Raw genomic sequence first — 22,711 nt, 5'->3', positions numbered from 1 at the left:
CCTATGAATAAGTTAAAATCAATTAATTTACAAGTTTATATTATGCTGATTGCAATTGTCGTGATTATGAGTTTTTTCTCTATTGAGACTGATGGTGCTTATTTAAGTGCTAGAAATATCTCTAACCTGTTACGCCAAACCTCCATTACCGGTATTCTTGCCATCGGTATGGTATTTGTGATTATTTCCGCAGAAATTGATTTATCGGTTGGCTCGCTAATGGGCTTACTCGGCGGATTTGCCGCCATCAGTAATGTATGGTGGGGCTGGCCGCTCTCATTAACTATTATAGTTACTTTAATTTTAGGTGTAATGCTGGGAGCTTGGAGCGGTTGGTGGGTTGCTTATCAAAAAGTACCGTCTTTTATTGTGACTCTTGCCGGTATGCTGGCGTTTCGTGGTGTATTGGTCGGCTTAACCAACGGGACAACAGTTTCACCGATTAGCAATGAAATGACAACCATTGGTCAAGGTTATTTACCTGATATGGTAGGTATGATTTTAGGTACTATCGGGGTACTTTGCTTTATTGCTTGGGGTAGCTATCAACGCAAAGCCAGACAAAAACTCAATCTTGCCGTGCCATCTATATCGAAAGACACGCTGAAATATGGGCTGGTTGCGATTATCGTATTAGGTGCAATTTACCTACTTAATGATTATCGCGGTGTGCCATTTCCGGTATTAGTGTTGGTGATTTTAGCCATTGCCGGCACATTCTTAGCCAGAAAAACGGCTTTTGGTCGTCATATTTATGCCATTGGCGGTAATATTGATGCCGCACGCCTCTCGGGGATTTCAGTTGAAAAAGTCAAACTTGCCATTTTCGCCTTAAACGGATTATTAGTTGCCATTGCAGGCTTGATTTTAAGCTCCCGACTTGGAGCCGGCGCACCTTCCGCTGGGCAAAATGCCGAATTAGATGCGATTGCTGCCTGCGTGATTGGTGGAGCCAGTTTAGCCGGCGGTATCGGTAGCATTTATGGGGTAGTCATTGGAGCATTTATTATTGCTTTGCTGGATAACGGTATGAGTATGCTTGATGTGCCAACCTTCTGGCAATATATCGTTAAAGGTGGAATTCTACTGCTTGCAGTTTGGGTAGATACCATCAGCAAGAAAAAAGCCTAATTGGATAACAAGCGGTCAACCTCGACTTCCAACGGGAAATAAAAATGGGGACTATGTTGCCAGACATACTCAAACAATTTTACCGTCAGCATCAGATTACAAAAAATGACCGCTTGTAATTTAGAGGAGTGTTTAGAGCGGAAATAACATCGGAATCACAAACACCGACACCAGCATCACCAGTACAGTAAACGGCACACCAACTTTAACGAAATCAATAAATTTATAGCCTGCCGGTGCTAATACCATCGTATTTACCGGTGAAGAAACCGGCGTCATAAAAGCGGCGGAGGCTGAAACAGCGACCGTCATCACAAAAGGTGCCGGTGAGTAGCCAAGTTGGTTAGCAATCGCAATGGCTATCGGCATAACCAAAATTGCAGTCGCTGTGTTGGAAATAAAAGCACTGATAATTGCGGTAAAGACGAATAGGGCTATTAGCACAAAATGCACGTCTAAGCCTTGCATTACATCGAGCAGTAACCGCACGGTTAAATCCACCCCGCCGGTTTTTTGTAAAGCAATGGAGAACGGCATCATTCCCACAATTAACACAATGCTTGGCATATGAATCGACTCATAAGCACTTTTAATGTCCACACAGCGGAATTTACCTAGCATCAAGCACGCGATTAACGCTGCCATCACATTTGGCACAATGCCGGTAATCATCAGAATGACCATAGTCAGCACCGAAAACAGTGCATGAGGTGCTTGGCTCAACGCCGGTGGGGCGTTTTTGCTTTCTGCCGGTGCTCTAAGCAAGAAAAAATCTCGATGATCGTCATCCATACGGTGAATCTGTTGCCACACGCCCATCACTAATAAGATATCGCCGAATTTGAGTGGTGTATCGAGCAGTTCTTCTTGTATGATTTCATCGCCACGTTTTAAGCCGACAATGCTTAAATGGTATCTTGAGCGGAATTTAAGCTCTCTGATGGTTTTGCCAATAGATTCCGCTTCCGGCATAACCGAAATTTCCGCCATACCTACCGAGCGATACTGCGAGGAAAAGTATTCGCCTTTTAGCTCAATCGGGCGGAGTTTGAGCTGTTCACAGCGTTGTTGGTAAGTTTCATCATCGAGGGCAGTATCAAGCAATAAAATATCTTTCGGCTGGAAAATTTCATTTACCGAAGCACTGACGGTAATTTTTCTAAACCGCTTAGTGCGTTGAATCGCAATGATGTTTAGCCCTTGCTCAATCCGCAAGTTCAGTTGCCCGATAGATTTACCGACACAGTCTGAATCCGCTTCCACCAGCACCATTTTAGCTCGCTCTTTAAGTTGATACTCTTCAATTAACTGCGACATTGAAAATTTTTGAGCCTGACTGTGAGTATCGCTTTGCTCGCCGTTATCCAACCAGCGACGGGCAATCAGCATATAGCCGATTCCCAACACGAGAATCATTAAGCCAATCGGGGTAAAGCTGAAGAAACTAAAGCCGGCAAAGCCTGCTTTGACTAATTCGGAATGAGCCACGAGGTTGGGTGGGGTGGCAATCAAGGTCATCATACCGCTAATAAGTCCGGCAACGCTTAACGGCATCATTAAACGGCGGGGTGAAATCCCCATTCCCGAGCAAATGGCAAGCACCACCGGAATGAAAATTGCCACAATGCCAGTGGAACTCATAAAAGATCCAAGCCCGGCAATACAGAGCATTAACAGCACCAGCACTTTGGTTTCGCTTGCCCCTGAAACCCGCATCAGCCAATCGCTAACTTGGTTCGCCACGCCAGTTCGCACCAAACCTTCACCGACAATAAAGAGCAACGCAATCAACACCACGTTTGGGTCACTCAAGCCTGCCAACACTTCTTTAACTGATAAAATATCGGTCAGGCTAAAAAACAGCATGACAATTAGGGCAACCACGTCCATACGCAACTTGTTTTGGATAAATTGCCAAATTGCAAAAACCAGTAACGCCATTACCCAAAACAGTTCTTGCTTGAGAAAATCCGGTACAAAAGAGAGCAACGATTGCATAACCATATCCTCCAAAATAGTTAGGGATAGATTACACCGCTTTAGAGCAAGAAAAAAGCCGATAAGATCAAAAAGAAAGGGAAAAGCAATCACGTACGGCGTGAATGCTCAGTACAAGCGGTTAGTTTTGACGAAATTTTTACAATGGGCTTTCCACATTCAGTTGCTCGTCAATTTCAGTTACGGCTAGAATCAGGCTTGAACGCACCATTTTTTCCAACCGCATTTGTTGCATTTGAAAAAGCATCGAATCTTTATTCGCTGCACTTGCTTTCATATTCAGTAATTCATTGATCGGTAAAAAATCAATATGGTGCAAATCTTTGGCAAATTTCACCACCGCCGGGTGAGAAAATGCGAACTCCTCCTCTTCCTCATTCAAATGCTGTTTAACTTCAAGGAAAAGCGAGATGTCTTCAAATACTTTAGGCGAAATCACCCCCAGCCCAAGCAAGACTTTTAGGCGTACTTCAATGTCAGCCAGCGGCCCTTGATGTTCAAACAAGGAATCCACCACTGATTTTAACGCAAAGTCCGTTTTGCGAAACACTCGTTCAATCAACTGTTCAACCGCTTTGGCAAAGCGTTGATTGGCTATGCTAAGGAAACCACGCAGGGTGGTTTCCTCACTGAGTTTGTCGATGTAATCCATCATAGTGTCAAGAATTATTGATATAATTCCACCACTTGAGCAATGACTGCTTGGTCGGTTAAACCGGTGTATTTTTCCACCGCTGCCGCCACGCCGTGATTTGCAATAAATTCGGCAAGTTCGACCGCTTGTGGGTCTTCCTCATTGCGATATTGCAACGCCATCACCACGCCTTTCACCAAGTTTTGATACGGCAAGCCATACTCTAACGTGCCACGCAACGGTTTGATCAAGCGGTCGTTTTCGCTGAGTTTGCGGATTGGCTCACGCCCCACACGGTTTACGTCATCGTTTAAGTACGGGTTGGCAAAACGTTTGAGGATTTTTTCGATATACGCCGAATGGGCTTGTGGGTCGAAGCCGTAACGTTTAATCAGCACCGCACCGCTCTCTTCCATCGTGGCTTTCACTTGAGCTTTGATTTCCTCCATCGCAATCGCCTCTTTAATCCATTTCACACCTGCTTGTTTGCCCAAGTAAGCACAGATTAAATGCCCGGTGTTCAGGGTGAATAGTTTGCGTTCCACAAACGCCATTAGGTTATCGGTTAATTCCATTCCTTTGATGTTTGGAATCTCGCCTTTGAACTGGGTTTGATCCACAATCCACTCGCTGAACTCTTCCACCGTGACTTCCAGCGGATCAGCAGGGTTCGGCTCGGCAGGTGGCACAATTCTATCCACCGCAGAATCCACAAAACCCACCACTTGCTCGATTTTTTCCTGTTCGCAAGCGGTCAGATTTTCAAAAATTTTTGCTTTAAAGAATGACGTGCCACGCACCATATTTTCACAAGCGATAATGTTCAGCGGTTGGGTGTTGCCACTTTCCACACGAGCCACTAACGCTTTGGCGAACAGTGGGGCAATAAAGCCAAGCACATTCGGGCCGACTGCGGTGGTGATTAAATCGGTGGTTTTCACTTGCTCAATCACGGCATTTTCGTCTTTTGAGTTAATTGCCGCAATATTTTTGACGATTTCAACACGGCTGTCATCGCCCACGATTTTCACGCCGTATTGCTTGTTTTGGTTGATTTGGTCGATTTGGGTTTGGTTAATATCGGCAAAAGTCACGAAAATACCGGCATCAGCAAGCAATTTGCCGATAAAGCCACGCCCGATATTACCGGCACCGAAATGGAGTGCGTTCATAATTTGTTCTCCGAAAAAGTTCTAACTAGATAGCGCCAGCGTCCACGCTGGTGCTTCTCTGATTTTAAAATAAAAAGTAAAAGGCACAAGCGTGGACGCTTGCGCCATCAAATATGCGATTACTTCGCCAATAACGCTAACACTTCATCAACATTGTTGGTTTGTGTTAAGGTTTTCATTGCCTGTTCATCGTCCAGTGCGTTGGTAATTGCACTTAAAATCTGAATATGATCGTTGCCTTTTGCTGCAATACCGACCACCAGTTTCGCCACGCCGTCTTCTTCATCGGTGAAGCGAACCCCGTTCGGGTATTGGCAGACCACGATACCGGTTTTCAGCACGCTGTCTTTGGCATCAGATGTGCCGTGTGGCACAGCTAAGCCTTCGCCTAAGTAAGTTGAAACCATTTGCTCACGGGCGAACATTGCATCCACATAGCTTGGTTGAACAAAGCCCGCTTTAACTAACTGCTCACCGGCAAAGCGGATCGCTTCTTCTTTACTGTTTGCTTGTAAGCCTAAAAAGACTTGGGCAGCTTGCAATTTTAACCCTTCGGCTTGAGGTTCTTCCACCGGATTTGCAAAATTTTGTGTATTTTGCACCGCTTGTTGTGGCTGGCTATTGCCTAATTTTGCTACTAAGCTGTCATAGAACGCACTGTCTAAGAAGTTAGTGAGCGATAAGTGTTGAGCCGTTGCCACACGTTGTGTTGCACGGGCGGTTAAGTCTTTGTGGGTAATCACCAGTTGTGCGTCTTGCGGTAAGTCGTTGATCGCTAAGTTTTGTACTTCAATGTTTAAACCTGCCGCTTGCACTTTTTTGCGTAACATACTCGCACCCATCGCACTTGAACCCATACCGGCATCGCACGCTACATAGATTTTGTTGATGTTACCATTTACCGCAGTTGTTGCTACACCTTTGCTTTCTGCTTTCATCGCTTGAGTTTGTGCTTGCGCATCTTCCAATGAGGCTTCACCTTTTTGGGTTTTGAGTAAGATTGACGCAATCGCAAAAGTCACGGCACAAGAAAGAATCACGGAGGCAACGACTGCAAAGTGAGCACCCGGTGCGGTCATTGCTAAAATCGCAAAAATAGAACCCGGAGAAGCCGGTGCGATTAAACCGCCACCTAATAATGAGTTAGTTAAAACACCGGTTGCACCTCCTGCAATCACTGCAAGAATTAAGCGTGGGCTCATTAGCACATACGGGAAATAAATTTCGTGAATACCACCTAAGAAGTGAATGATTGACGCACTACCAGCGGTTTGTTTTGCTGTGCCACGACCAAAGAACATATAGGCAAGCAAGATACCAAAGCCCGGGCCCGGGTTCGCTTCAATTAAGAACAGGATAGATTTACCCACTTCTTGTGCTTGTGCTGTACCAAGTGGCGTGAATACACCGTGGTTGATGGCGTTATTTAAGAACAGGATTTTCGCCGGCTCAACAATGATTGAAGTTAATGGTAATAAACCTGCTTCTACCAATGCACCCACGCCTGCACCTAATGCCGCAGAAATTTGGGTGACGATACCGCCGATGAAGGCAAATGAAAGCATTGCCAAAATCATACCGATGATCCCGACCGAGAAGTTGTTTACCAACATCTCAAAACCGCTTTTTACTTTGCCGTCAATCGCTTTATCGAACGTTTTGATCGCCCAGCCACCAAGCGGACCGACAATCATCGCACCTAAGAACATCGGGATTTCAGAACCCACGATGATACCCATTGTGGTAATTGCCCCCACAACTGCACCACGCTCGCCACCGACTAATTTACCACCGCTGTAACCGATTAACAGTGGCAGCAAGTAAGTAATCATCGGGCCGACCAGCTTGGCAAAAGTCTCGTTCGGCAACCAACCGGTTGGAATAAACAGAGCCGTAATAAAGCCCCACGCAATGAAGGCACCGATATTCGGCATCACCATATTCGATAAGAAACGCCCAAAACCTTGAACTTTCACTTTTAAATTAGACATAGAAACCTCAAAAAAGGAGAGAAAATTAGGGTTGAAAAAATCGTGCTTAAATTAGCACCACTTTCAAAAGTTACAAAAATATTTCTCTCAGAAATGTGAACTAGATCACATTAAATTTTTTGAGGTAGATTTGAAAATGTGATCTAGTTCACATTTTTGGGAGAAAGATGGCGCAAGCGTCCTCGCTTGTGCCAAGCATAATTTTATTTTTGCGATCTAAATCGAAAAAATAAAATGAATTGCTAAACCTAACTGTTCGACTATATTACTATCAGCATAAACTGCAATTTAGAGGTTTATCATGAGTAGAAAGTATAAGTTTTATGAGAAGAGCGGAGCCTATTTTGTTAGTTTTGCAACAGTATATTGGATTGACCTATTCATTCGAGAAGATTATTTTCAAACCATTATTCAATCATTGGATTATTGTCGAAAACAAAAAGGGATGATTTTATATGGCTACTGCATTATGCCAAGCCATATTCATTTATTATTTCAAGCAAAAGACCAAAACCCGTCAGATTTAATAAGAGATTTTAAAACATTTACATCTAAAATGTTGATTCAGCAAATTAAAACAAATCCCCAAGAAAGTAGAAAAGAATGGTTGCTATGGATGTTTACTCGGGCAGCTAAAACACGAAATAGCGTCAAGCAATACCAGCTTTGGCAACATCATAACCAACCGATAGCAATCTATTCTCAGAAATTTTTTGATGAAAAGCTAAACTATATTCACAAGAACCCTATCGTAAGCGGTTTTGTTTGTGAGGCATTTGAATGGAAATATAGCAGTGCAAGAAATTATGCTAATAACTTACCTGTTTTATTGGATATTGATATATGTCAGTGAACGGCACAAGCGTGAACGCTTGCGCCATCGTTAAATCTACAAACTAGCTAGAAAACTCCATCAATCCTGTTACTTTACCTTCATCATTCACCGCAATTAAGGAGTGAATTTTTAGCTCTTTCATTAAATCTTCGGCTTTGGCTAAAAATTCGGTATCGTTAATGGTTTTCGGGTTACGGGTCATAATTTCTTGAGCAGTTTTATTCAGGCTCTCTGCCCCGAATTGTGCCAGTGTGCGGCGAATGTCACCATCGGTAATAATGCCTTCCAATTTATCGTCTTGCATAATTACCGCCACCCCCATACGCCCTTCGTTCATCACAGATAAACATTCCGTAAAGCTAGTGTCTAAACCGGCAGTTGGCACTTTACGCATCATCACATCTCGTACTCTGTTCAATAATTTACGACCAAGACTGCCACCGGGGTGGAAGCGGGCAAAATCTTCCGGTCGGAAATCCCGAGCTTTCATTAAGGCGATGGCTAGGGCATCGCCTAAAGCCATCGTGACCAAAGTAGAGCTGGTTGGGGCGAGGTTATTCAGGCAAGCCTCACGCTCTACCCCGATATTTAAAATCACATCGGCATTTCGCCCGAGTGTAGAATAGGGGTTGCCGGTCATTGCAATAATTTTATTGCCGAAATTTTTCAGGCTTGGGATCAGTTTATTCACATCATCGGTTTCACCGCTGTTCGAAATCAGAATCACCATATCAATCGGTTTCAACATTCCCAAATCGCCGTGAAAAGCCTCTGTCGGGTGTAAGAAAAAGCTTGGCGTACCGGTGGAGGCTAAAGTTGCCACCATTTTTTTACCGACTAAACCGGATTTCCCAATACCGCCAACAACTACTCGCCCTTGACAGGCGAGTATCATATTTACCACCTCATTAAATTCTTCAGAAAGTCGATGGTTTAGCGTGATAATCTGCTGAGCATAGAGGTTTAACGTTTCTTTTGCACTCTCTAAATGGTTCATTTTCCAGTCCTTATACGATTAACAGTTCGATACCTTTTTCTCGAATTTGCTCTCTCATTTCTAATGATAAGCCTTCATCGGTAATAATGGTATGGATTTTTTCTAACCCACACACAATATTCGGGCTTTTCCGCCCAAATTTACTGGAATCAGCCAACACCACGATTTTTTTCGCCGCACCACACATCAGTGAGCTGACTTTATAGACTTCATTAAAGGTAGTTAGCCCTACTTCCAAATCAAAACCGTCCGTGCCGATAAAAAGTAGATCGAAAGTTGAGCCGATAAAAGCAGACTCTGCAAAATAGCCGTGGAAAGAGGCGGATTTTTCGCGGAAAGTACCACCGGAAATCAATAAATTATAAGATTTATTTAACGCTAAAATTGCATTAAAGATGGTTAGGCTGTTTGTCATCAAAGAAAGATTATCAAACGGTTTTAGGTGAGGGATCATTTGTAGCACGGTACTTCCGGCATCAAAAATCACCGAATTACCTTCACTGATAAGCTCGGCTGCTTTTTGCCCGATAGCTTGCTTTTGTTGAAGGTTAATACCAGTTTTCTGTGCAATCGGTTTATCGTCTTTGTCCTCTTTATTGATTTTTTCTTCCCGTTCAAGAATTTCTTCATCAATTAAGACCACACTGCCATAAGTACGCAAGACTTTCTTATCTTCTTCGAGTGAAGTTAAATCTTTACGAATGGTTGCACCGGTTAGCTTAAAATAGTCTGCCAGCACATCCACTTCGGTTCTACCGTGCTGAGCTAAATAGGCTAAAATTTGCTGTCTTCTTTCAAAAGGTTTCATTGTTCCTCCAATTTAGCAAAGATTGGAGCGAGCTAATCTGTGCTAATGCTGTTTTAATTTTTCAATGACATCTAGTAGCGATGCCATTCTTTTATCGGCAATGGAAAATTTTTCATTTTGATAATCGGTATTCACCAAAAATGTAGTTAAATTAGCGGCTTTGGCGGCAATTAAGCCGGTTACACTGTCCTCAATAACAATACACTCTTGTTTTTCAATGCCTAATTTTTTCACGGCACTCAAATAGACTGCCGGGTGTGGCTTGCCGTATTCTTCGTCTATTGCACTGCATTGAATCGGGAAATAATCCCACAGTTTTAAGCGATCAAACACCGCTTTAATCACCACCGGCGGCGATGAGGTTGCAACGGCTAACTTGATCTGATTAGATTTTAAGAAATCCAATAATTCATATAAACCCGTTAATGCTTTGCCGTGTTGTTCAATCGCAGCACAACCGTGTGCCAAAATGGCTTCACTTAATGCTTGCTTGGAAACAGATAACTGAAATTTTTTAATCCAAGTGTCGCTTAACTCATCAATCCGTTTACCTCTGGTGAGTTGTTCACAATCTTGCTCGGTGATATTAATACCTAACTCGGCTAATACTGCAATTTGAGCCTCTGCCCATTGGGGTTCTGAATCAATCATTACCCCGTCCATATCAAAGATGACACTATTGATCTGCATATTTATTCTCCATTATCTCATTTTTAACTAAAAAAATATTCAAAATGAAATAAAAAATTACATTATTTTTGATCTGAGCAACTATATCCGGAAGATATCGCCACTTTTAAGGCAAATTGTGAACGTTTATCGGTTGGAAAGATTTTTTCCGGCACAATTTGATCAAGAGACAAGCCAATTACGGATGCTAATTTCTGCGGTCTGGCAAAGACGGAAAATCCTTTCATACAAAGGCTATCTACCACTTTTTTCTCATCATCAAACGCCAATACAATAACCGATTTAGGGTTAAAACGACCACTATTACGCCCAACCGTTACTTTGCCTTTCTTACTGATTTCCATAAAGGCTTGATTAAAGGCTTTAATTTGAAGCCAACCCAAAACGGCTTGTAACAGCCACATTATCATTGCCAATATAATCAGAAGTGTAATTGAATCCATCATTGCTCCTTAATAAAAAGCCACAGAGCCTAAACGTATCTGCGATTTCAAAACAATACGCTTTCCCCTGTGGCAAATCAATCAGTGTAGCGAATTAACAAGCGGTTTATTTTAGTCATTTTTTTGCAAATCGTCGTAAAAAAATCGATAAATTTGACCGCTTGTTCGCTTAGAACATTACCTGACCACCGGTAATATTAATGGACTGCCCGGTGCAATAAGCCGCCTCTTCGCTGGCATAGAATTTTAAGACATTCAACACATCTTGATAATCACAGCCACGTTTTAAAGGCACTTTATCAATATAAACTTGCTCAACTTCGCTTTCCGGAATGCCGAGTTTTGCCGCATATTGCGGAATTAACGATTGGAACATCGGTGATTTCAATAAATTGCCTAACATTAATGAATGCACGGTAATGCCTTTGTCTGCCAAGTCTAATGCTAACGATTGTGTTAAACCGACACCACCAAATTTCGCTGCACTATAACCGGAATTGTACTTACTTCCCACTTTACCTGATTTAGAATTAATTTGAATGATACGCCCTTTAATACCGTCACGAATCATTAAGCGGGAGAAGTGTTTTGCGGTTAAGAAATAACCGGTTAAGTTCACTTTTACCGACAAATCAAAATCGTTTAAGTTGAAATCCCAAATAGGCGATGCTTTCGCTGTGCCTGCACTGTAAACCAATACATCGGCACGCCCGAATGCGGTATCTGTTGCTTTAGCTAGTGCTTCAACGCTTGGTTCATCAGCCGCATCGACTTGCACTCCAATCGCATTTCCTTCGCCTTGTTTGGCATTAATGTCGGCTGCCACTTTTTGTGCATTTTCGCCGTTTAAGTCAGCAACCACCACACGATAACCGGCATCTGCCAAGCCTTCAGATAAAAAAGCTCCAAGTGTTTGACCGCCGCCAACAACGATAGCGACTTTTTTTTCATTGTTCATAATGTATTCCTCTTAATTTTCAATTTGAAATAATGTTTCAGTGATGATTAATCACGTTTAATGATTAAGGTAGAGTTTTCCGTTAATGTTTTTGGTGGTGTACCGACAACGTGTACACTTCCCGGAAACTCCGCATCATTTGCCCCGTCAAAACGGAAGGTAATGTGTCCGAGGGCGGATAAGTTTTCAGATGCAACGCTACCAACTGCCGTAATCGGATAAGCTACGCCATCAAATTCAGCGATATCGCCTACTTGTAAAGGGCTACTTAATTCAGATGGATTATGAATGAAGCAGTAATCTTCTAAATCTGCCGGTGCGCCTTGTTTAAAAGTGATTAACATATCGTCTGTTAATGATTCCTGAGCGAAATTCCCTATTTTGGTAAAGGTCGTTTGATAAATAATCGTCATATAAATGTTCTCTCGTTTTGACAAGCGGTGCATTTTGCAAAAAATTTTTCAAATTCCACCGCTTGTATCGTGGTTAATTATTGGTAGATGAATGCGGAAACTGCCCACGCAATCAGCACGGTTGGTGCACCGGTTAAGAAACGGCTGACTAACACTGACGGCACCCCCACTCGTACGGTATCTTGTTTTGCTTCCGCCATTGAAAGCCCCACAGGAATAAAATCACAAGCGGCTTGAGCATTAATGGCAAAGAGTGCCGGCAGTGCTAAATGTGGCGGAATATTGCCTAAACCGATTTGCGTACCGACTAACACGCCGATAACTTGTGCAATCACGGCTCCCGGTCCTAAGAATGGGGAAAGGAGAGGGAAGGAACAAATCAACGCCAGTGTAACTAAACCGATTGGGCTGTTTGCCAGAGGGGTCAAGCCGTGGGCAATCACATCACCTAAACCTGACGCAATGATGATCCCGATTAACGCAGAAACAAATGCCATAAACGGTAAAATGGTTTTAAGCACCGTATCAATAGTGTCTCGTCCGGCTTGGAAAAATAACGCCGCCACCGATCCCATTCCCATACCGATTTTTGCTAATAAACCATCACTTTGTTCGGTGATTTTTTTGCTGGAGTCATACTCTTTTGCCGTTGCTGTCGTTGATGAAGTTGGTTTTGCTTGCTCTGTTGCCACAGGCACACTTCCATCGGCATCAATTAAGCGAATATTGTTTTCTTTCACCGCTGAAACATAAATATCTTCCACAATAAATTCCGCTAAAGGGCCAGATTTACCGGTGGCGTGAATGTTAATGGTTGGAATACGGCGTTTTGGATAAAGGCCGCAGCGTAATACCCCACCACAGTCAATAATCGCAATCCCGATTTCTTCTGCCGGCGGTTCGCCTTCTTTAAAACCATCAACCGCTTCCCAGCCGGTTAATTCCACCAATTTATTAACAATCGCAGGGCGAGTGCCGCCTGTCATATAAAGCACTTTTTTGCCTTCCACAACAGGTAATGTTAATGGGCCACCCCAACCACCGTTGCCTTTTTCAATGTAAATCGCTTTGTTACTCATAATCTATTCCTCTGTATTTCAGTTACTTGGTTAGTGGGATAAATGTACTTCTCTATCTAAGGTGATCCCCATTCGTTTTTCAAAGAATGCGGTGGTAAAGTCTGTAATCCAGCCACGGAAGAAATTGGTAAACATACCGACTAATAAATAACTGATGGCTAAAGGCCCAAGTGGTAAGCCTAAGGTGGTTAAACCGCTGGCAATACCTAAATAAACGAATAATTCACCCGGGTTGATGTGAGGAAATAAACCGTTCATAGAGTGGCAACTATAAGAGGCTGCGGCGTAGTAGCTTGGTTTGTAACGCTCTGGTAAGAAACGCCCTAAACTTAAGGTCATTGGGTTACAGAAAACGAAAGTGCCAATCACCGGTAAGATCAAATAACGTGAAATAGGGTTTCCGGCACTACGTTGAGCAAGTCGTTCAATCCGATCTTGCCCTACAAATTTAATCAGGGCATTCATTACAACCAATAATGAAATTAAGAGTGGCAAAATACCGTTTATCATACCGACTAAGGTTTCACCGCCTTTTTGGAACAGGCCGATAAACCATTCTGCTCCGTGTGTAATTGCTTCAATCATACCGATCTCCGTTTTTCAAAATAAAATATTTTTCTTTCATCTCTGTTATGAGATGTGCAAATAGTAAATTATTTTTATTTTAAAAACTATGACAGCGATCACAAAATGATAAATAACTTTCAAAATAAATTATTTTTTCATTTTAAATCAAAAACAAAAGTGAAGTTTGAATATTAGATGGGTGAAAAAAGGAAGGCTAAATTAAAAAAGCTCAAACAACAATGTTTGAGCTTTGGTTTTATTCAATGACTCTTGCAGTATATTTGAGGTTTCCAACCGCTTGTATCAGGGCTTGGTTATCCACACTTTCTTTTGCCACCACAGTCGCTTTTCGCTCTTTCATTGAGGCTTTGGTGGAAATCACACCTTCTACTGCTCGCAGTTCTTTATTAACTAAATAAACACAGAGCTGGCAGTACATTTCCGGAATATGGAGGACGACGGTTTTCTCTGCTTGTTTCGTTTCAATTTGAGCTGTTTTTTCTTGTGCGTAGCTTGAATGAACCAAACCAAAAGCCAACAGCATCGTTGCGATATATTTTTTCATTTTATTCTCCGCCCCACATTTCCAAAATGTAAGGCAACACATAAGGGTAAGTTAAAAAGAACATCACCACCACAAATACTAACCAATACAAAATGACCAGGGTTCTGCGGGAGAAGTATTTGGTGCAGATGATTTTGTTGGAAAAATTCAGCAACCAGAAGCCATAGCCAAACGCAGCGAGCGAAATCAGCAACATCGGCAGTTGTAGAAACTCCAGTTGGTTTAGCTCCATCAACCAAGGGGAAGAGATGCCAAACACTAAATAAACCAATGGCCCAATACAACAGAATGTGGAGGTCACCGCCGACACTACGGCGGTCACGCACATTGTGATAAATTTATGGTTATAACTCTTTAGAGATGAATTCATAGCCAAATTCTTTCGCCTCAAACGAGTTTAATGGGTCACCACCTACCTCAGCATAAGGGTAGCCAAAGTTATTCAGTGGTGTAAGTTCCGGTTGTGGATATAAATCGAAATCACGTCCGTGATTGAAGCCCACCCAGTTCATTTCCCAGTTGCCAAATAAGTATTTCGAGACAGCTTGAACATCAGCATCAGCCACGTCTTTTTTCTCGGCTAAACGCATTTTCGCCACATCGGCAGAATCCACCGGCACCCAACCGAAGCCGGCTAAATAGAACTCCGCACGGCAATGTTGCCCGGTGTTCTCATTCGCAATCCCCTCTTTTGAACTGCCAAACGCCGTTTTGGAATATTGCCCCATTTTGTGAGCTTGCCCTAAACGAATACCAAATACTTCACGAGCGGGAATATCAGAGGCCCTGGCAAGTGCCACAAACACCGAGTTGATGTCGGTACATTTTCCTTTTAGCACTTTGGTGGTGAGAATTTTCTCCACATCGCCATCACCGCAGCCTAATACCGAATTATCACGCTCCATATTGTCCACAATCCATTTGTGAATCAGCTCTGCTTTTTTGAGTGGATTTGTTTCATTGCTCACGATTTTATCGGCATATTCTTTCACAATGCCGTCTGTTTTGATGTGTGGCGTGGCTTTTAAATATTCCTGTACATCAACAGAATAAGTGATTTTCTCCGGCATTTGGTAATTGTTTAACGCTCCTTGTGCCATCGGCTCACGGTCTCGTGTTTCAATCACTAACTTCACTTTCATATCCCGTTTGGGAGCATCTTCGTCCCAAGTGGCAAACAAGGTTTTAGCCCCATAGGCATTATTTTCGGTAATGTACGCATTTTTATAACTGCCCTCAAATTCAACGGATTTAACGGTTTGATAGTCAGTGTCGGACGGCAACGGAATCCATAAATTAGTGGTTCCGGACGAGCCTTTTGGCACAACCAAATCGTAGGATTGGGTAAATTCGTAAGTGTGGGTAGTGGTATGGAAATTGTTTTGTTGAACAGGTGCAGCAAAAGCTGTGGCACAGCTTGAAGCTACCAAGGAGGCAATAAGTTTATTCATTTGAAATGATCCTTATTAGAGTGAAAAAACAGTTAAAACTTAACATATTAAGTATTCTAACTACGGATAGGCTCGCATAGTAACGAATAAAAAATGCAAAAGCAATGGGGAGAAAAAATAAAACAAGCGGTCAGATTTGCAACTTTTTTTGCAAATTCGACCGCTTGCGATTATTGCCACTCAAGCTTAGCGAGTTTTGGCACGACTCTTGAAGGGTTTAATTGTGGAAAACTGTAGAAATAATTAGTGTGGGTGTAAGCTACGTCCACGGTTTCTCGAATGCTCTCAATGCGGTATAAATCCAACATGTAGCGATATAAATTCGAAAAATCCGAAAGAGGCTTGGCACTGCACTTAAACAAGGTGGAATAAACTGCTTCAAACCGAATCAAGGTTGGGAACAAGAAGAAATCCGATAATCTGATTTCTTCACCGAAAAGGTAGCGGTTGTTTGCCAATCGGCTGTCTAATTCGGCGAAATCGTTGAACAATTCTGCCACCAGCTTATCATAGTTGGCTTGTTCGGTTGCATAGCCGACACGGTAAATTTTGCCGTTGATGTGATCGCTAATCCATTGATTCAGCTCAATAATCTCCACCCTTTTGTCAAGCGGCACCAGTTCGTACTTATTGGTTGCCAACGCATTCCAATTTTCAGCTAAATCTAAGGCTAAATCAAAGGAAGTATTGCTGGCGATTTGCTGAGCTTGTTTATCCCATAACACCGGCACAGTGGCTCTGCCGGAAAAATCCGCTTGGTGTTTTAAATAGATGTCATACAGATTTTGCACTCCAAACAGCGGGTCTGGGAAATTTTCATCAAACGCCCAAGGGTCAAATTTATAGGGCGACACACTAGACACCGAGATTCCCGTTAATCCTAAATATTTCACCACTAAATTGGCACGGTGTGCATAGGGGCAAGCTAAGGAAATATAGAGATGATACCGCCCATTTTCAGGGGTGATTTGAGTGGGAATGGTATCAATGTTATCTAATTTATCATCGGCTACCCACACGCCGTTCTTCAATACTGACATATTCTCTCCCAATGGTTAAAGTTGAATTTTACGCCCTGATTTTGCACTTTCAAACACGCTCTCAATCACGCTTAGCACAAAAATCACTTCATCTAATTTGATGATTGGCTCTGCATTGTGGGCGATGACTTGATATAAATCATCAACCAAATTTTGATAGCTTGCCACGCTGTTAGGGTAAGGCTGACGCACCACATTGTCTTCCACTTCGGTGTGTAAAATTCCCCAAGCCTCTTGTGGCTCTGCATTCCACGATTCACCCACAGGCTGAACTCCATTTTTTAGTAATTCTTCCTGATTATCGGCATTCTGCTTCACATAAGAGCCTAGCTTGCCGTGCAACACAAAAGTCGGACTGGGTTCACGAGCATACTTACTTGCTTTTAAGACTATTTTAAAGCCGTTGGCATAATAAAGTTGGATATCAAAATTATCATCAACTAAAGCACCGTCGTGCTGGTAACGTACGTCCGCATACACCGCCTGTGGCTTACCGAATAAATAGACAGCCTGATCGATTAAATGCACGCCTAAATCATATACCAAGCCGGTGCCTCTATCGCCGGCTTCCTTCCAAACTTTCGAGTTTTTGGCTTTGGCGTAACGGTCAAAGCGGATTTCCGCATCCACAATCTCGCCTAATAGTCCTTGCTCAATAATGCTTTTTGCCGTAGCGATATGGCTATCCCAACGACGGTTTTGGTACACATAAAGTACCTTACCTCGCTGCTTGGCAAGAGTCGACAACTCTTGAGCTTCTACTACACTTGCAACCAACGGTTTTTCTACCAGCACGTGTTTATCAGCTAATAATGCCTCTTTCACCATCTGATAATGAGTTTGGTTCGGGGTGGTAATCACTACTAAATCAATTTCTGATGTTAAGAGAGCTTTGAAATCTCGCACCGTTTCCGCATTCGGCAACCATTCTGCCGCATTGTTAGAAGTACGCTCATACACCTTTACAATATTGAAACGTGAATCTTGCTTAAAAAACGGAATATGGAAAACTTTGCTGGAAAAGCCGGCACCGGCGATGGCGATGTTGATGGGTTGCATAATAACTCCTTAAATCAAAAGCTTTATATACCTAATCATAGGTTTTGCAAACAATATCTTTTTCTTCACAAAACATTGCATTGTGATTTTCTTGGCATTTTTTCTGTACACTGAGTTTCGCTATCCCTCTATTTGTATGCTCACTACGATATTCTTTGGTGAATGGTTTTAAGGTACAAACATAAACAGAACCAACATGGCTCTGCACTGAAGTATCTACAAAAACAGGAATAGGTACACCAACTTGTCCTGTAGTACCAACAGGCACAATACAACCTGTTAATAATAAACAAAAACTAAGTAATAAAACACGCATATTGTCTCCTTTATAAAAATAAAATAGCCATAATAAAGACAATTTCTGGTAATGGAAGTTTAATGTGGCAATAAATCCAAGGCTTCAATAATCGTCTGGAAATAGCGATCTCTAACAAATACATTAACCCAATAAACGGTTGCAAAACTCACAACATAAGCGCCATTAGGGAACTCTAATACTATCTGGAAATGCGCTTTCGCTACCCACCATTTAACTTGCTAGCCAAACAGCCATTGCATGGCATAATTTACGAAAAAGCCGCCAATCACTAACCAAATAAAGATCAAAAAGCCAAGGAGTAACGGTGCTAATCCGGCATTTTTTAGCGTTGAAAGTTGCGTTGTTACCCCCATTGCTGCCATTGCCATCATTAACAAAATTGCCGAAATCTGGCTAAGCCATACCACTATTTCAGGGGCTATCCAACCGGTAGAGTTAATCAATGCTATCACAATAAATAAAATAGCAAACCAAGGCATCATAAAAGGACGAGAGGCTTGTTGGTCGCACTGCAAATAAAAAGAGAGAAAAATTAGAAAAGGAGCAAGCATAATTACACGAACCATCTTGCTGATTACTGCTACATCTGCTAACCCTGAACTTAACATGTTGCCTGCACTATAAACTTGAGCGACCTCATGAATAGACGAGCCAATATAAATCCCGAATTGATTGTCGCTTAAGCCACATGATAATTGATATAATGCAGGATATAAAAACATCGCAATAGAGCCAAAAATCACAATTAATGCAATCGCAACCGAAACTTTATGTGAATCTGCCTTCACGACGGATTGCGCACCTAAAATAGCCGCTGCTCCACAAATACTACAACCAGTAGCAGTAAGATAAACAAGCTGCTTATCTAACTTCAACCAATACATGCCAATAATGCAAGTGATAATAAAAGTGCTTACTAGCATTATTGCATCAGTTGCAATAGCATTGAGTCCAACCAATTGAATATCTTGCAAGGTTAAATTAAATCCATAAAGCATAATACCGGCACGTAGTATCATACCTTTGGCAAAATTCACGCCGGCGGCTGCTTGCCTTTCTATTCGCTGATAGCCAAGATTCCCCACTATAAAACCCAATAAGATCGCCAGCACTAAGGCACTTAGGTGTAAATGCTGTGCAAATGTAGTTAAAGAAATCCACTTGGAAATTAAAGTAATTAGGCTAACAAGCATTAAACCAGCTAGATATTTTTTCATCGCGACTCCTTACAAAATAATTTTCCACCCTGATTTTGCATATAATTTCCGTTTTGCTTCATACAAGAAAGCTCTAACCCTACTTAACAGCAGAATATGAAAAACTTTGCAGAAAAACCGACATTGACGAGAACGGCGTGGATTGGCTAATAAGAACTCCCACTGAATGGGTTTGGTCATTCTACGCCGAAAAACAGGCAAGCGGTAAGATTTTGAAAGAATTTTGCAAAAAATTGAGGAAATTAAACCGCTTGTAACAGAAAAAATTCAAAAATGCTGGAGATCGCTCTTATCCTCAGATGGCGCTCGTCTCCAACCACAACTGCTCGAAACCTTAAAAACTGTTTAAAATATCCTCTACCTAATGGTATGGAGAATATACATATCGCTTAATTAAAAATAGCAAATGGAACTCTATAAAACTAAGCCACTTACTAGTAATACTCCTCTTTTTTGTCCTAAAGAGTGGATGAACCATCATAATGAAAATGGAATGCTGTTAAGACTGATAGCTAATATGAGATTATTAGGTGAGTGTTTAAGAAAAACTCATCCTACATTTTTTAATATCTCTGACTATAAAGGCGTTTTGGCGACTATTCTTATCCCCTCTAAAGAACTTCATCAAAACTTAAATAAGCCGGGAGATGTTGATATGTTAATCATTCCTTATACTGAGGAGAATATTATCTTTTCAGAATCCCTTGCTATAGAAGCAAAGGTTATACGAGCATCATATGAACAGCAAGGAAAATCACCTAAGAAATTTGGTTTTACTCAAGCCCAAGGACTATATGATATAGGTTTCCCATATGTGGCGATTTGTCATTTTATTGTGTCAGATATGAGTCCTTCACATACTTGGGAAAAAATGCTGCTTGGCACTGTAGGAGACAATGATACTTTTCATTCACTTAGAGAATGTTTTATTGATCGATTACCGCTCTCATTGATAGAAAGAGCACAAGGTAGATTACTCAATAATAGAAAGAACCCTCATATCGGTATATGTAGTTGCTATATGGATTCCGATTATAATTCCAATAATGCGCTTTTTATCCCAGAGGGTTCTATTTGTACCAAAAACACGAGTAATTTAGAATTTGTAGCTTATATCGAAGAATATTATAGAAAGAATTGGAGAAGGTTTTTAAATATACTTAAAAATAAACCTGAAGAATAAAATATCGATCCAATATGCTGTATAAAACTTAAATAATAGGCACTGTTCTTTTCGTGGAATTCATATTTTCGGCTCATTACCCCTCCCAATTAAATGGGATAAGAATAAACAGAACATATAATATCACCATCACACAATACAATTTTTTCGACCGAGATCGCAAAAATAATCCTGTCTTTGCAAATTTTCACAAAAATCTAACCGCTTGTTATTTGTGGAAACAATGATTTACAACAAATGATAGGCAAGGCAAGAATAACGATGACACAAGCGAGACGCTTGTGCCATCGGGGGCTATAATGTTAGCAATTTCTCTAAGAGTAGAGATTTATCTTTAACATTATCATCAAATAAATCACCAAACTCTACAAACTCACGTTTAAAAAACTCATCTAATGTTTTGATATAAGATCTTTTACCGAAATATAATATAATCTGATTAAATAAAACCTTTAAATAATACTCTAAATGAGAACAAAGCAATGCAGTATTTATGTTTGACTTTGAACTGTGAACAATATCACATCTAGTTCTATATATTCGTTGTAATTGTTTTTCTATAACATCCCTATGCTTAGATAAAATAGAAAACACCTTATTATCATCTAAGATATCTTCAATAAAACAATCTATGCAGAAAGAAATGTAAGTATCAATACCATTTAAATGGTTTACAATTTGTTTTTTATAAAAATCATCTCTTAAAATCTTAAAAAAATCAGCATTACTCTTCTCTTTTAATAAAACATCTTCTCCAGATTCACTTTTTAATTCTATATTAAACCTAACTAACTCCTTCTTAATATATGACAAATGTTTACTTAGATACAACTTAGATAAAATCAATGGAATATTTTCTATTATACAACCACCTATACTACCTATTTTCTTTTGAGATGTTAAGTGTTCTAGAGCCGTCCACCAATTTGTTAATTTATTTAACTGATTATTTGAATCCTTACCATATCTATAAAATTGTAGTGCGGATGTTATATGCATATTTGTTGATTCAGATATATTCGAATTAAATAATGCCAAAAAGAAATTACCTAAAAAAGATTTTAAACCATCTAAATTAAATTCATCTTTAGGATTGGGGATGGAGAAATTTATTTTATGTTCGATTATTTTCTTTGTATGTAGGAAAGCAAAAGAATCAGATATATATAATGACCTTTCGAAAAACTCAAACCTAATTAAATCAAGAATACTATTTAATTGTTGGTATGCTTTGAAACCAGCTGCTTTACCATCAACACCATTTATAGATAACAGGACATATATTTTATGTTGATAATCTCTTCTATTAAATATAGAATCTATTTTAGATACATTATCTTCTGTTAATTCCCTAATAGGTTCTTTACTAGACAAATAAGTCTTAATATCAGTAATCTCTCAAAAGAAGTTTATATTTGTTATTTCATTAAAAAACTCTATCGGGAAGTTATCTATATCAGATTTATTATTTCCGCAGATACAAAATATAATATCTCTCTGATCATCTTTTCCTGATATTATTCTTTTCAAAAGCCTAAGCCTATCAATAAATTTCTTGTAATACTTTTTCTTATCCCTTGTAAGTATGTTATTATAATAATCGACTAACGTCTTAATGTCATATCCCTTATGAATCAGAAAACTAATAAAATGATTTAATTGATTCTTTATGTTGCTTTTAATTTCTCTTGTTAAGCCATTTTTAAGATTCTCTATAAACCACTCAATACAGAAATCTATATACTTCTCATGTATATTAATTATCAATTCATCAATAAATGATATTGTGGCAATATTATTCTTTTCAAATTTAAAAGATTTCCCGATTGGCTGTTTGCTTTTATTAATGATAGATTTACTTATGCTCTCTATTATTAACTTAGAATCTTTTGTTTCCTTAAAAAACAAATCCTTTTCAATTATAGAAATAAACTCATCATACACAAGAAAAATATCCTCATTATTTGAATGAGATACTGTTAAGATTTGTTTTAATTCCTCTGTAATATTTAGTGGGTTCATTATTCGAACTCTATATGAATCTAACGATGATTCATGTACTAAATTATACCAGCAAGATAAAAAAAAGCGTTCCGATTGAGAAAATTCAGATAAATCATGGTATTTGTCTATTTTCATGTTGTATTTTTCTTAGAAAGGT

General features: G+C 40.4%; 24 protein-coding genes. 3 read left to right on the top strand and 21 right to left on the bottom strand.

All coding sequences use genetic code 11. The annotated features are described in order from the left end of the window. Window positions 1-3 precede the first annotated feature (3 nt). Complete coding sequence (locus EL242_RS03155; RefSeq protein WP_126301467.1) at window positions 4-1,131, top strand: sugar ABC transporter permease; 1,128 nt, start codon at window positions 4-6, stop codon at window positions 1,129-1,131. A 132-nt stretch (window positions 1,132-1,263) separates the two neighbouring features. Here EL242_RS03155 and EL242_RS03150 read toward each other — a convergent pair whose 3' ends face one another. The 4 genes from EL242_RS03150 to EL242_RS03135 form a co-directional block, all read right to left on the bottom strand. After that, window positions 1,264-3,129: an SLC13 family permease gene (locus tag EL242_RS03150; RefSeq protein ID WP_126301466.1), complete on the bottom strand. Its 1,866-nt coding sequence runs from the start codon at window positions 3,127-3,129 to the stop codon at window positions 1,264-1,266. A 139-nt stretch (window positions 3,130-3,268) separates the two neighbouring features. Next, complete coding sequence (locus EL242_RS03145; protein WP_126301465.1) at window positions 3,269-3,784, bottom strand: MltR family transcriptional regulator; 516 nt, start codon at window positions 3,782-3,784, stop codon at window positions 3,269-3,271. Window positions 3,785-3,795: 11 nt separating this feature from the next. Further along, window positions 3,796-4,935: a mannitol-1-phosphate 5-dehydrogenase gene (locus EL242_RS03140; protein ID WP_126301464.1), complete on the bottom strand. Its 1,140-nt coding sequence runs from the start codon at window positions 4,933-4,935 to the stop codon at window positions 3,796-3,798. 119 nt (window positions 4,936-5,054) lie between these two features. After that, window positions 5,055-6,926 carry a PTS mannitol transporter subunit IICBA gene (locus EL242_RS03135; RefSeq protein ID WP_126301463.1) on the bottom strand — a complete coding sequence of 624 codons (1,872 nt, stop codon included), beginning with the start codon at window positions 6,924-6,926 and terminating at the stop codon, window positions 5,055-5,057. 301 nt (window positions 6,927-7,227) lie between these two features. On the opposite strand from EL242_RS03135, the gene EL242_RS03130 reads away from it, so the two are divergent. Then, on the top strand, window positions 7,228-7,779 hold the full coding sequence (locus tag EL242_RS03130) for an REP-associated tyrosine transposase (RefSeq protein ID WP_126301462.1): 552 nt from the start codon (window positions 7,228-7,230) through the stop codon (window positions 7,777-7,779). A gap of 43 nt (window positions 7,780-7,822) precedes the next feature. Here EL242_RS03130 and EL242_RS03125 read toward each other — a convergent pair whose 3' ends face one another. From EL242_RS03125 to EL242_RS03055, 15 genes are all read right to left on the bottom strand, one after another. Then, entirely contained in the window at window positions 7,823-8,758 is a 936-nt protein-coding gene (locus EL242_RS03125) for a KpsF/GutQ family sugar-phosphate isomerase (RefSeq protein ID WP_126301461.1), read from the bottom strand. Between the two features lie 10 nt (window positions 8,759-8,768). Then, window positions 8,769-9,566 carry a glucitol operon DNA-binding transcriptional repressor SrlR gene (gene srlR, locus EL242_RS03120; protein ID WP_126301460.1) on the bottom strand — a complete coding sequence of 266 codons (798 nt, stop codon included), beginning with the start codon at window positions 9,564-9,566 and terminating at the stop codon, window positions 8,769-8,771. A 42-nt stretch (window positions 9,567-9,608) separates the two neighbouring features. Further along, on the bottom strand, window positions 9,609-10,256 hold the full coding sequence (gene hxpB / locus EL242_RS03115; RefSeq protein WP_126301459.1) for a hexitol phosphatase HxpB: 648 nt from the start codon (window positions 10,254-10,256) through the stop codon (window positions 9,609-9,611). A gap of 62 nt (window positions 10,257-10,318) precedes the next feature. Then, window positions 10,319-10,699: a transcriptional regulator GutM gene (gene gutM, locus EL242_RS03110; protein ID WP_126302702.1), complete on the bottom strand. Its 381-nt coding sequence runs from the start codon at window positions 10,697-10,699 to the stop codon at window positions 10,319-10,321. A gap of 169 nt (window positions 10,700-10,868) precedes the next feature. Continuing rightward, window positions 10,869-11,657 (bottom strand): sorbitol-6-phosphate dehydrogenase, encoded by a 789-nt coding sequence (gene srlD, locus EL242_RS03105; protein ID WP_126301458.1) that lies wholly within the window; start codon window positions 11,655-11,657, stop codon window positions 10,869-10,871. Between the two features lie 47 nt (window positions 11,658-11,704). Then, window positions 11,705-12,070: a PTS glucitol/sorbitol transporter subunit IIA gene (srlB, locus tag EL242_RS03100; protein ID WP_126301457.1), complete on the bottom strand. Its 366-nt coding sequence runs from the start codon at window positions 12,068-12,070 to the stop codon at window positions 11,705-11,707. Window positions 12,071-12,147: 77 nt separating this feature from the next. Further along, complete coding sequence (locus tag EL242_RS03095; protein ID WP_126301456.1) at window positions 12,148-13,149, bottom strand: PTS glucitol/sorbitol transporter subunit IIB; 1,002 nt, start codon at window positions 13,147-13,149, stop codon at window positions 12,148-12,150. Window positions 13,150-13,179: 30 nt separating this feature from the next. Further along, window positions 13,180-13,734: a PTS glucitol/sorbitol transporter subunit IIC gene (locus EL242_RS03090; protein ID WP_006250840.1), complete on the bottom strand. Its 555-nt coding sequence runs from the start codon at window positions 13,732-13,734 to the stop codon at window positions 13,180-13,182. A gap of 238 nt (window positions 13,735-13,972) precedes the next feature. Next, the gene (locus EL242_RS03085) at window positions 13,973-14,281 is read right to left on the bottom strand and encodes a heavy-metal-associated domain-containing protein (protein ID WP_126301455.1); all 309 of its coding nucleotides are present in this window, start codon (window positions 14,279-14,281) and stop codon (window positions 13,973-13,975) included. 1 nt (window position 14,282) lies between these two features. Further along, window positions 14,283-14,651, bottom strand: a complete 369-nt coding sequence (locus EL242_RS03080; protein ID WP_126301454.1) for a mercuric transporter MerT family protein — start codon at window positions 14,649-14,651, stop codon at window positions 14,283-14,285. After that, complete coding sequence (locus tag EL242_RS03075; protein ID WP_126301453.1) at window positions 14,626-15,732, bottom strand: transglutaminase-like domain-containing protein; 1,107 nt, start codon at window positions 15,730-15,732, stop codon at window positions 14,626-14,628. Before EL242_RS03075 ends, EL242_RS03080 begins: the two co-directional genes overlap by 26 nt. A gap of 170 nt (window positions 15,733-15,902) precedes the next feature. Further along, a complete protein-coding gene (locus EL242_RS03070) occupies window positions 15,903-16,772 on the bottom strand; it encodes a glutathione S-transferase C-terminal domain-containing protein (protein WP_126301452.1) in 870 nt (289 codons plus the stop codon). Window positions 16,773-16,787: 15 nt separating this feature from the next. Next, on the bottom strand, window positions 16,788-17,831 hold the full coding sequence (locus EL242_RS03065; protein WP_126301451.1) for a Gfo/Idh/MocA family oxidoreductase: 1,044 nt from the start codon (window positions 17,829-17,831) through the stop codon (window positions 16,788-16,790). A 31-nt stretch (window positions 17,832-17,862) separates the two neighbouring features. Then, window positions 17,863-18,147 (bottom strand): hypothetical protein, encoded by a 285-nt coding sequence (locus EL242_RS03060; RefSeq protein ID WP_126301450.1) that lies wholly within the window; start codon window positions 18,145-18,147, stop codon window positions 17,863-17,865. A 221-nt stretch (window positions 18,148-18,368) separates the two neighbouring features. Further along, complete coding sequence (locus EL242_RS03055) at window positions 18,369-19,367, bottom strand: YeiH family protein (protein ID WP_126301449.1); 999 nt, start codon at window positions 19,365-19,367, stop codon at window positions 18,369-18,371. A gap of 406 nt (window positions 19,368-19,773) precedes the next feature. Here EL242_RS03055 and EL242_RS03050 point away from each other — a divergent pair, with 406 nt between their 5' ends. Beyond that, entirely contained in the window at window positions 19,774-20,550 is a 777-nt protein-coding gene (locus EL242_RS03050) for a hypothetical protein (protein ID WP_126301448.1), read from the top strand. 294 nt (window positions 20,551-20,844) lie between these two features. Here EL242_RS03050 and EL242_RS03045 read toward each other — a convergent pair whose 3' ends face one another. Both EL242_RS03045 and EL242_RS03040 read right to left on the bottom strand, forming a co-directional pair. After that, complete coding sequence (locus tag EL242_RS03045; RefSeq protein WP_126301447.1) at window positions 20,845-21,924, bottom strand: hypothetical protein; 1,080 nt, start codon at window positions 21,922-21,924, stop codon at window positions 20,845-20,847. A gap of 24 nt (window positions 21,925-21,948) precedes the next feature. After that, a complete protein-coding gene (locus tag EL242_RS03040; protein WP_126301446.1) occupies window positions 21,949-22,572 on the bottom strand; it encodes a hypothetical protein in 624 nt (207 codons plus the stop codon). Window positions 22,573-22,711 lie beyond the last annotated feature (139 nt).

The organism is Mannheimia haemolytica (assembly GCA_900638155.1).
In the GTDB taxonomy this organism is placed as follows: Bacteria; Pseudomonadota; Gammaproteobacteria; order Enterobacterales; family Pasteurellaceae; genus Mannheimia; species Mannheimia glucosida.
This window is presented reverse-complemented; position numbering and strand designations above follow the sequence as displayed.

Bases quoted from the DNA above. Each gene is read 5' to 3' on its own strand.
- EL242_RS03085 (WP_126301455.1), bottom strand. From the start codon at position 14,281: ATGAAAAAATATATCGCAACGATGCTGTTGGCTTTTGGTTTGGTTCAT.
- srlB (WP_126301457.1), bottom strand. From the start codon at position 12,070: ATGACGATTATTTATCAAACGACCTTTACCAAAATAGGGAATTTCGCT.
- EL242_RS03050 (WP_126301448.1), top strand. From the start codon at position 19,774: ATGGAACTCTATAAAACTAAGCCACTTACTAGTAATACTCCTCTTTTT.
- EL242_RS03075 (WP_126301453.1), bottom strand. From the start codon at position 15,732: ATGAATAAACTTATTGCCTCCTTGGTAGCTTCAAGCTGTGCCACAGCT.
- EL242_RS03040 (WP_126301446.1), bottom strand. From the start codon at position 22,572: ATGAACCCACTAAATATTACAGAGGAATTAAAACAAATCTTAACAGTA.
- EL242_RS03140 (WP_126301464.1), bottom strand. From the start codon at position 4,935: ATGAACGCACTCCATTTCGGTGCCGGTAATATCGGGCGTGGCTTTATC.
- EL242_RS03095 (WP_126301456.1), bottom strand. From the start codon at position 13,149: ATGAGTAACAAAGCGATTTACATTGAAAAAGGCAACGGTGGTTGGGGT.
- EL242_RS03060 (WP_126301450.1), bottom strand. From the start codon at position 18,147: ATGCGTGTTTTATTACTTAGTTTTTGTTTATTATTAACAGGTTGTATT.
- EL242_RS03150 (WP_126301466.1), bottom strand. From the start codon at position 3,129: ATGCAATCGTTGCTCTCTTTTGTACCGGATTTTCTCAAGCAAGAACTG.
- EL242_RS03125 (WP_126301461.1), bottom strand. From the start codon at position 8,758: ATGAACCATTTAGAGAGTGCAAAAGAAACGTTAAACCTCTATGCTCAG.
- EL242_RS03130 (WP_126301462.1), top strand. From the start codon at position 7,228: ATGAGTAGAAAGTATAAGTTTTATGAGAAGAGCGGAGCCTATTTTGTT.
- srlD (WP_126301458.1), bottom strand. From the start codon at position 11,657: ATGAACAATGAAAAAAAAGTCGCTATCGTTGTTGGCGGCGGTCAAACA.
- srlR (WP_126301460.1), bottom strand. From the start codon at position 9,566: ATGAAACCTTTTGAAAGAAGACAGCAAATTTTAGCCTATTTAGCTCAG.
- EL242_RS03145 (WP_126301465.1), bottom strand. From the start codon at position 3,784: ATGATGGATTACATCGACAAACTCAGTGAGGAAACCACCCTGCGTGGT.
- EL242_RS03135 (WP_126301463.1), bottom strand. From the start codon at position 6,926: ATGTCTAATTTAAAAGTGAAAGTTCAAGGTTTTGGGCGTTTCTTATCG.
- hxpB (WP_126301459.1), bottom strand. From the start codon at position 10,256: ATGCAGATCAATAGTGTCATCTTTGATATGGACGGGGTAATGATTGAT.
- EL242_RS03155 (WP_126301467.1), top strand. From the start codon at position 4: ATGAATAAGTTAAAATCAATTAATTTACAAGTTTATATTATGCTGATT.
- EL242_RS03065 (WP_126301451.1), bottom strand. From the start codon at position 17,831: ATGCAACCCATCAACATCGCCATCGCCGGTGCCGGCTTTTCCAGCAAA.
- EL242_RS03070 (WP_126301452.1), bottom strand. From the start codon at position 16,772: ATGTCAGTATTGAAGAACGGCGTGTGGGTAGCCGATGATAAATTAGAT.
- EL242_RS03055 (WP_126301449.1), bottom strand. From the start codon at position 19,367: ATGAAAAAATATCTAGCTGGTTTAATGCTTGTTAGCCTAATTACTTTA.
- EL242_RS03080 (WP_126301454.1), bottom strand. From the start codon at position 14,651: ATGAATTCATCTCTAAAGAGTTATAACCATAAATTTATCACAATGTGC.
- gutM (WP_126302702.1), bottom strand. From the start codon at position 10,699: ATGGATTCAATTACACTTCTGATTATATTGGCAATGATAATGTGGCTG.
- EL242_RS03090 (WP_006250840.1), bottom strand. From the start codon at position 13,734: ATGATTGAAGCAATTACACACGGAGCAGAATGGTTTATCGGCCTGTTC.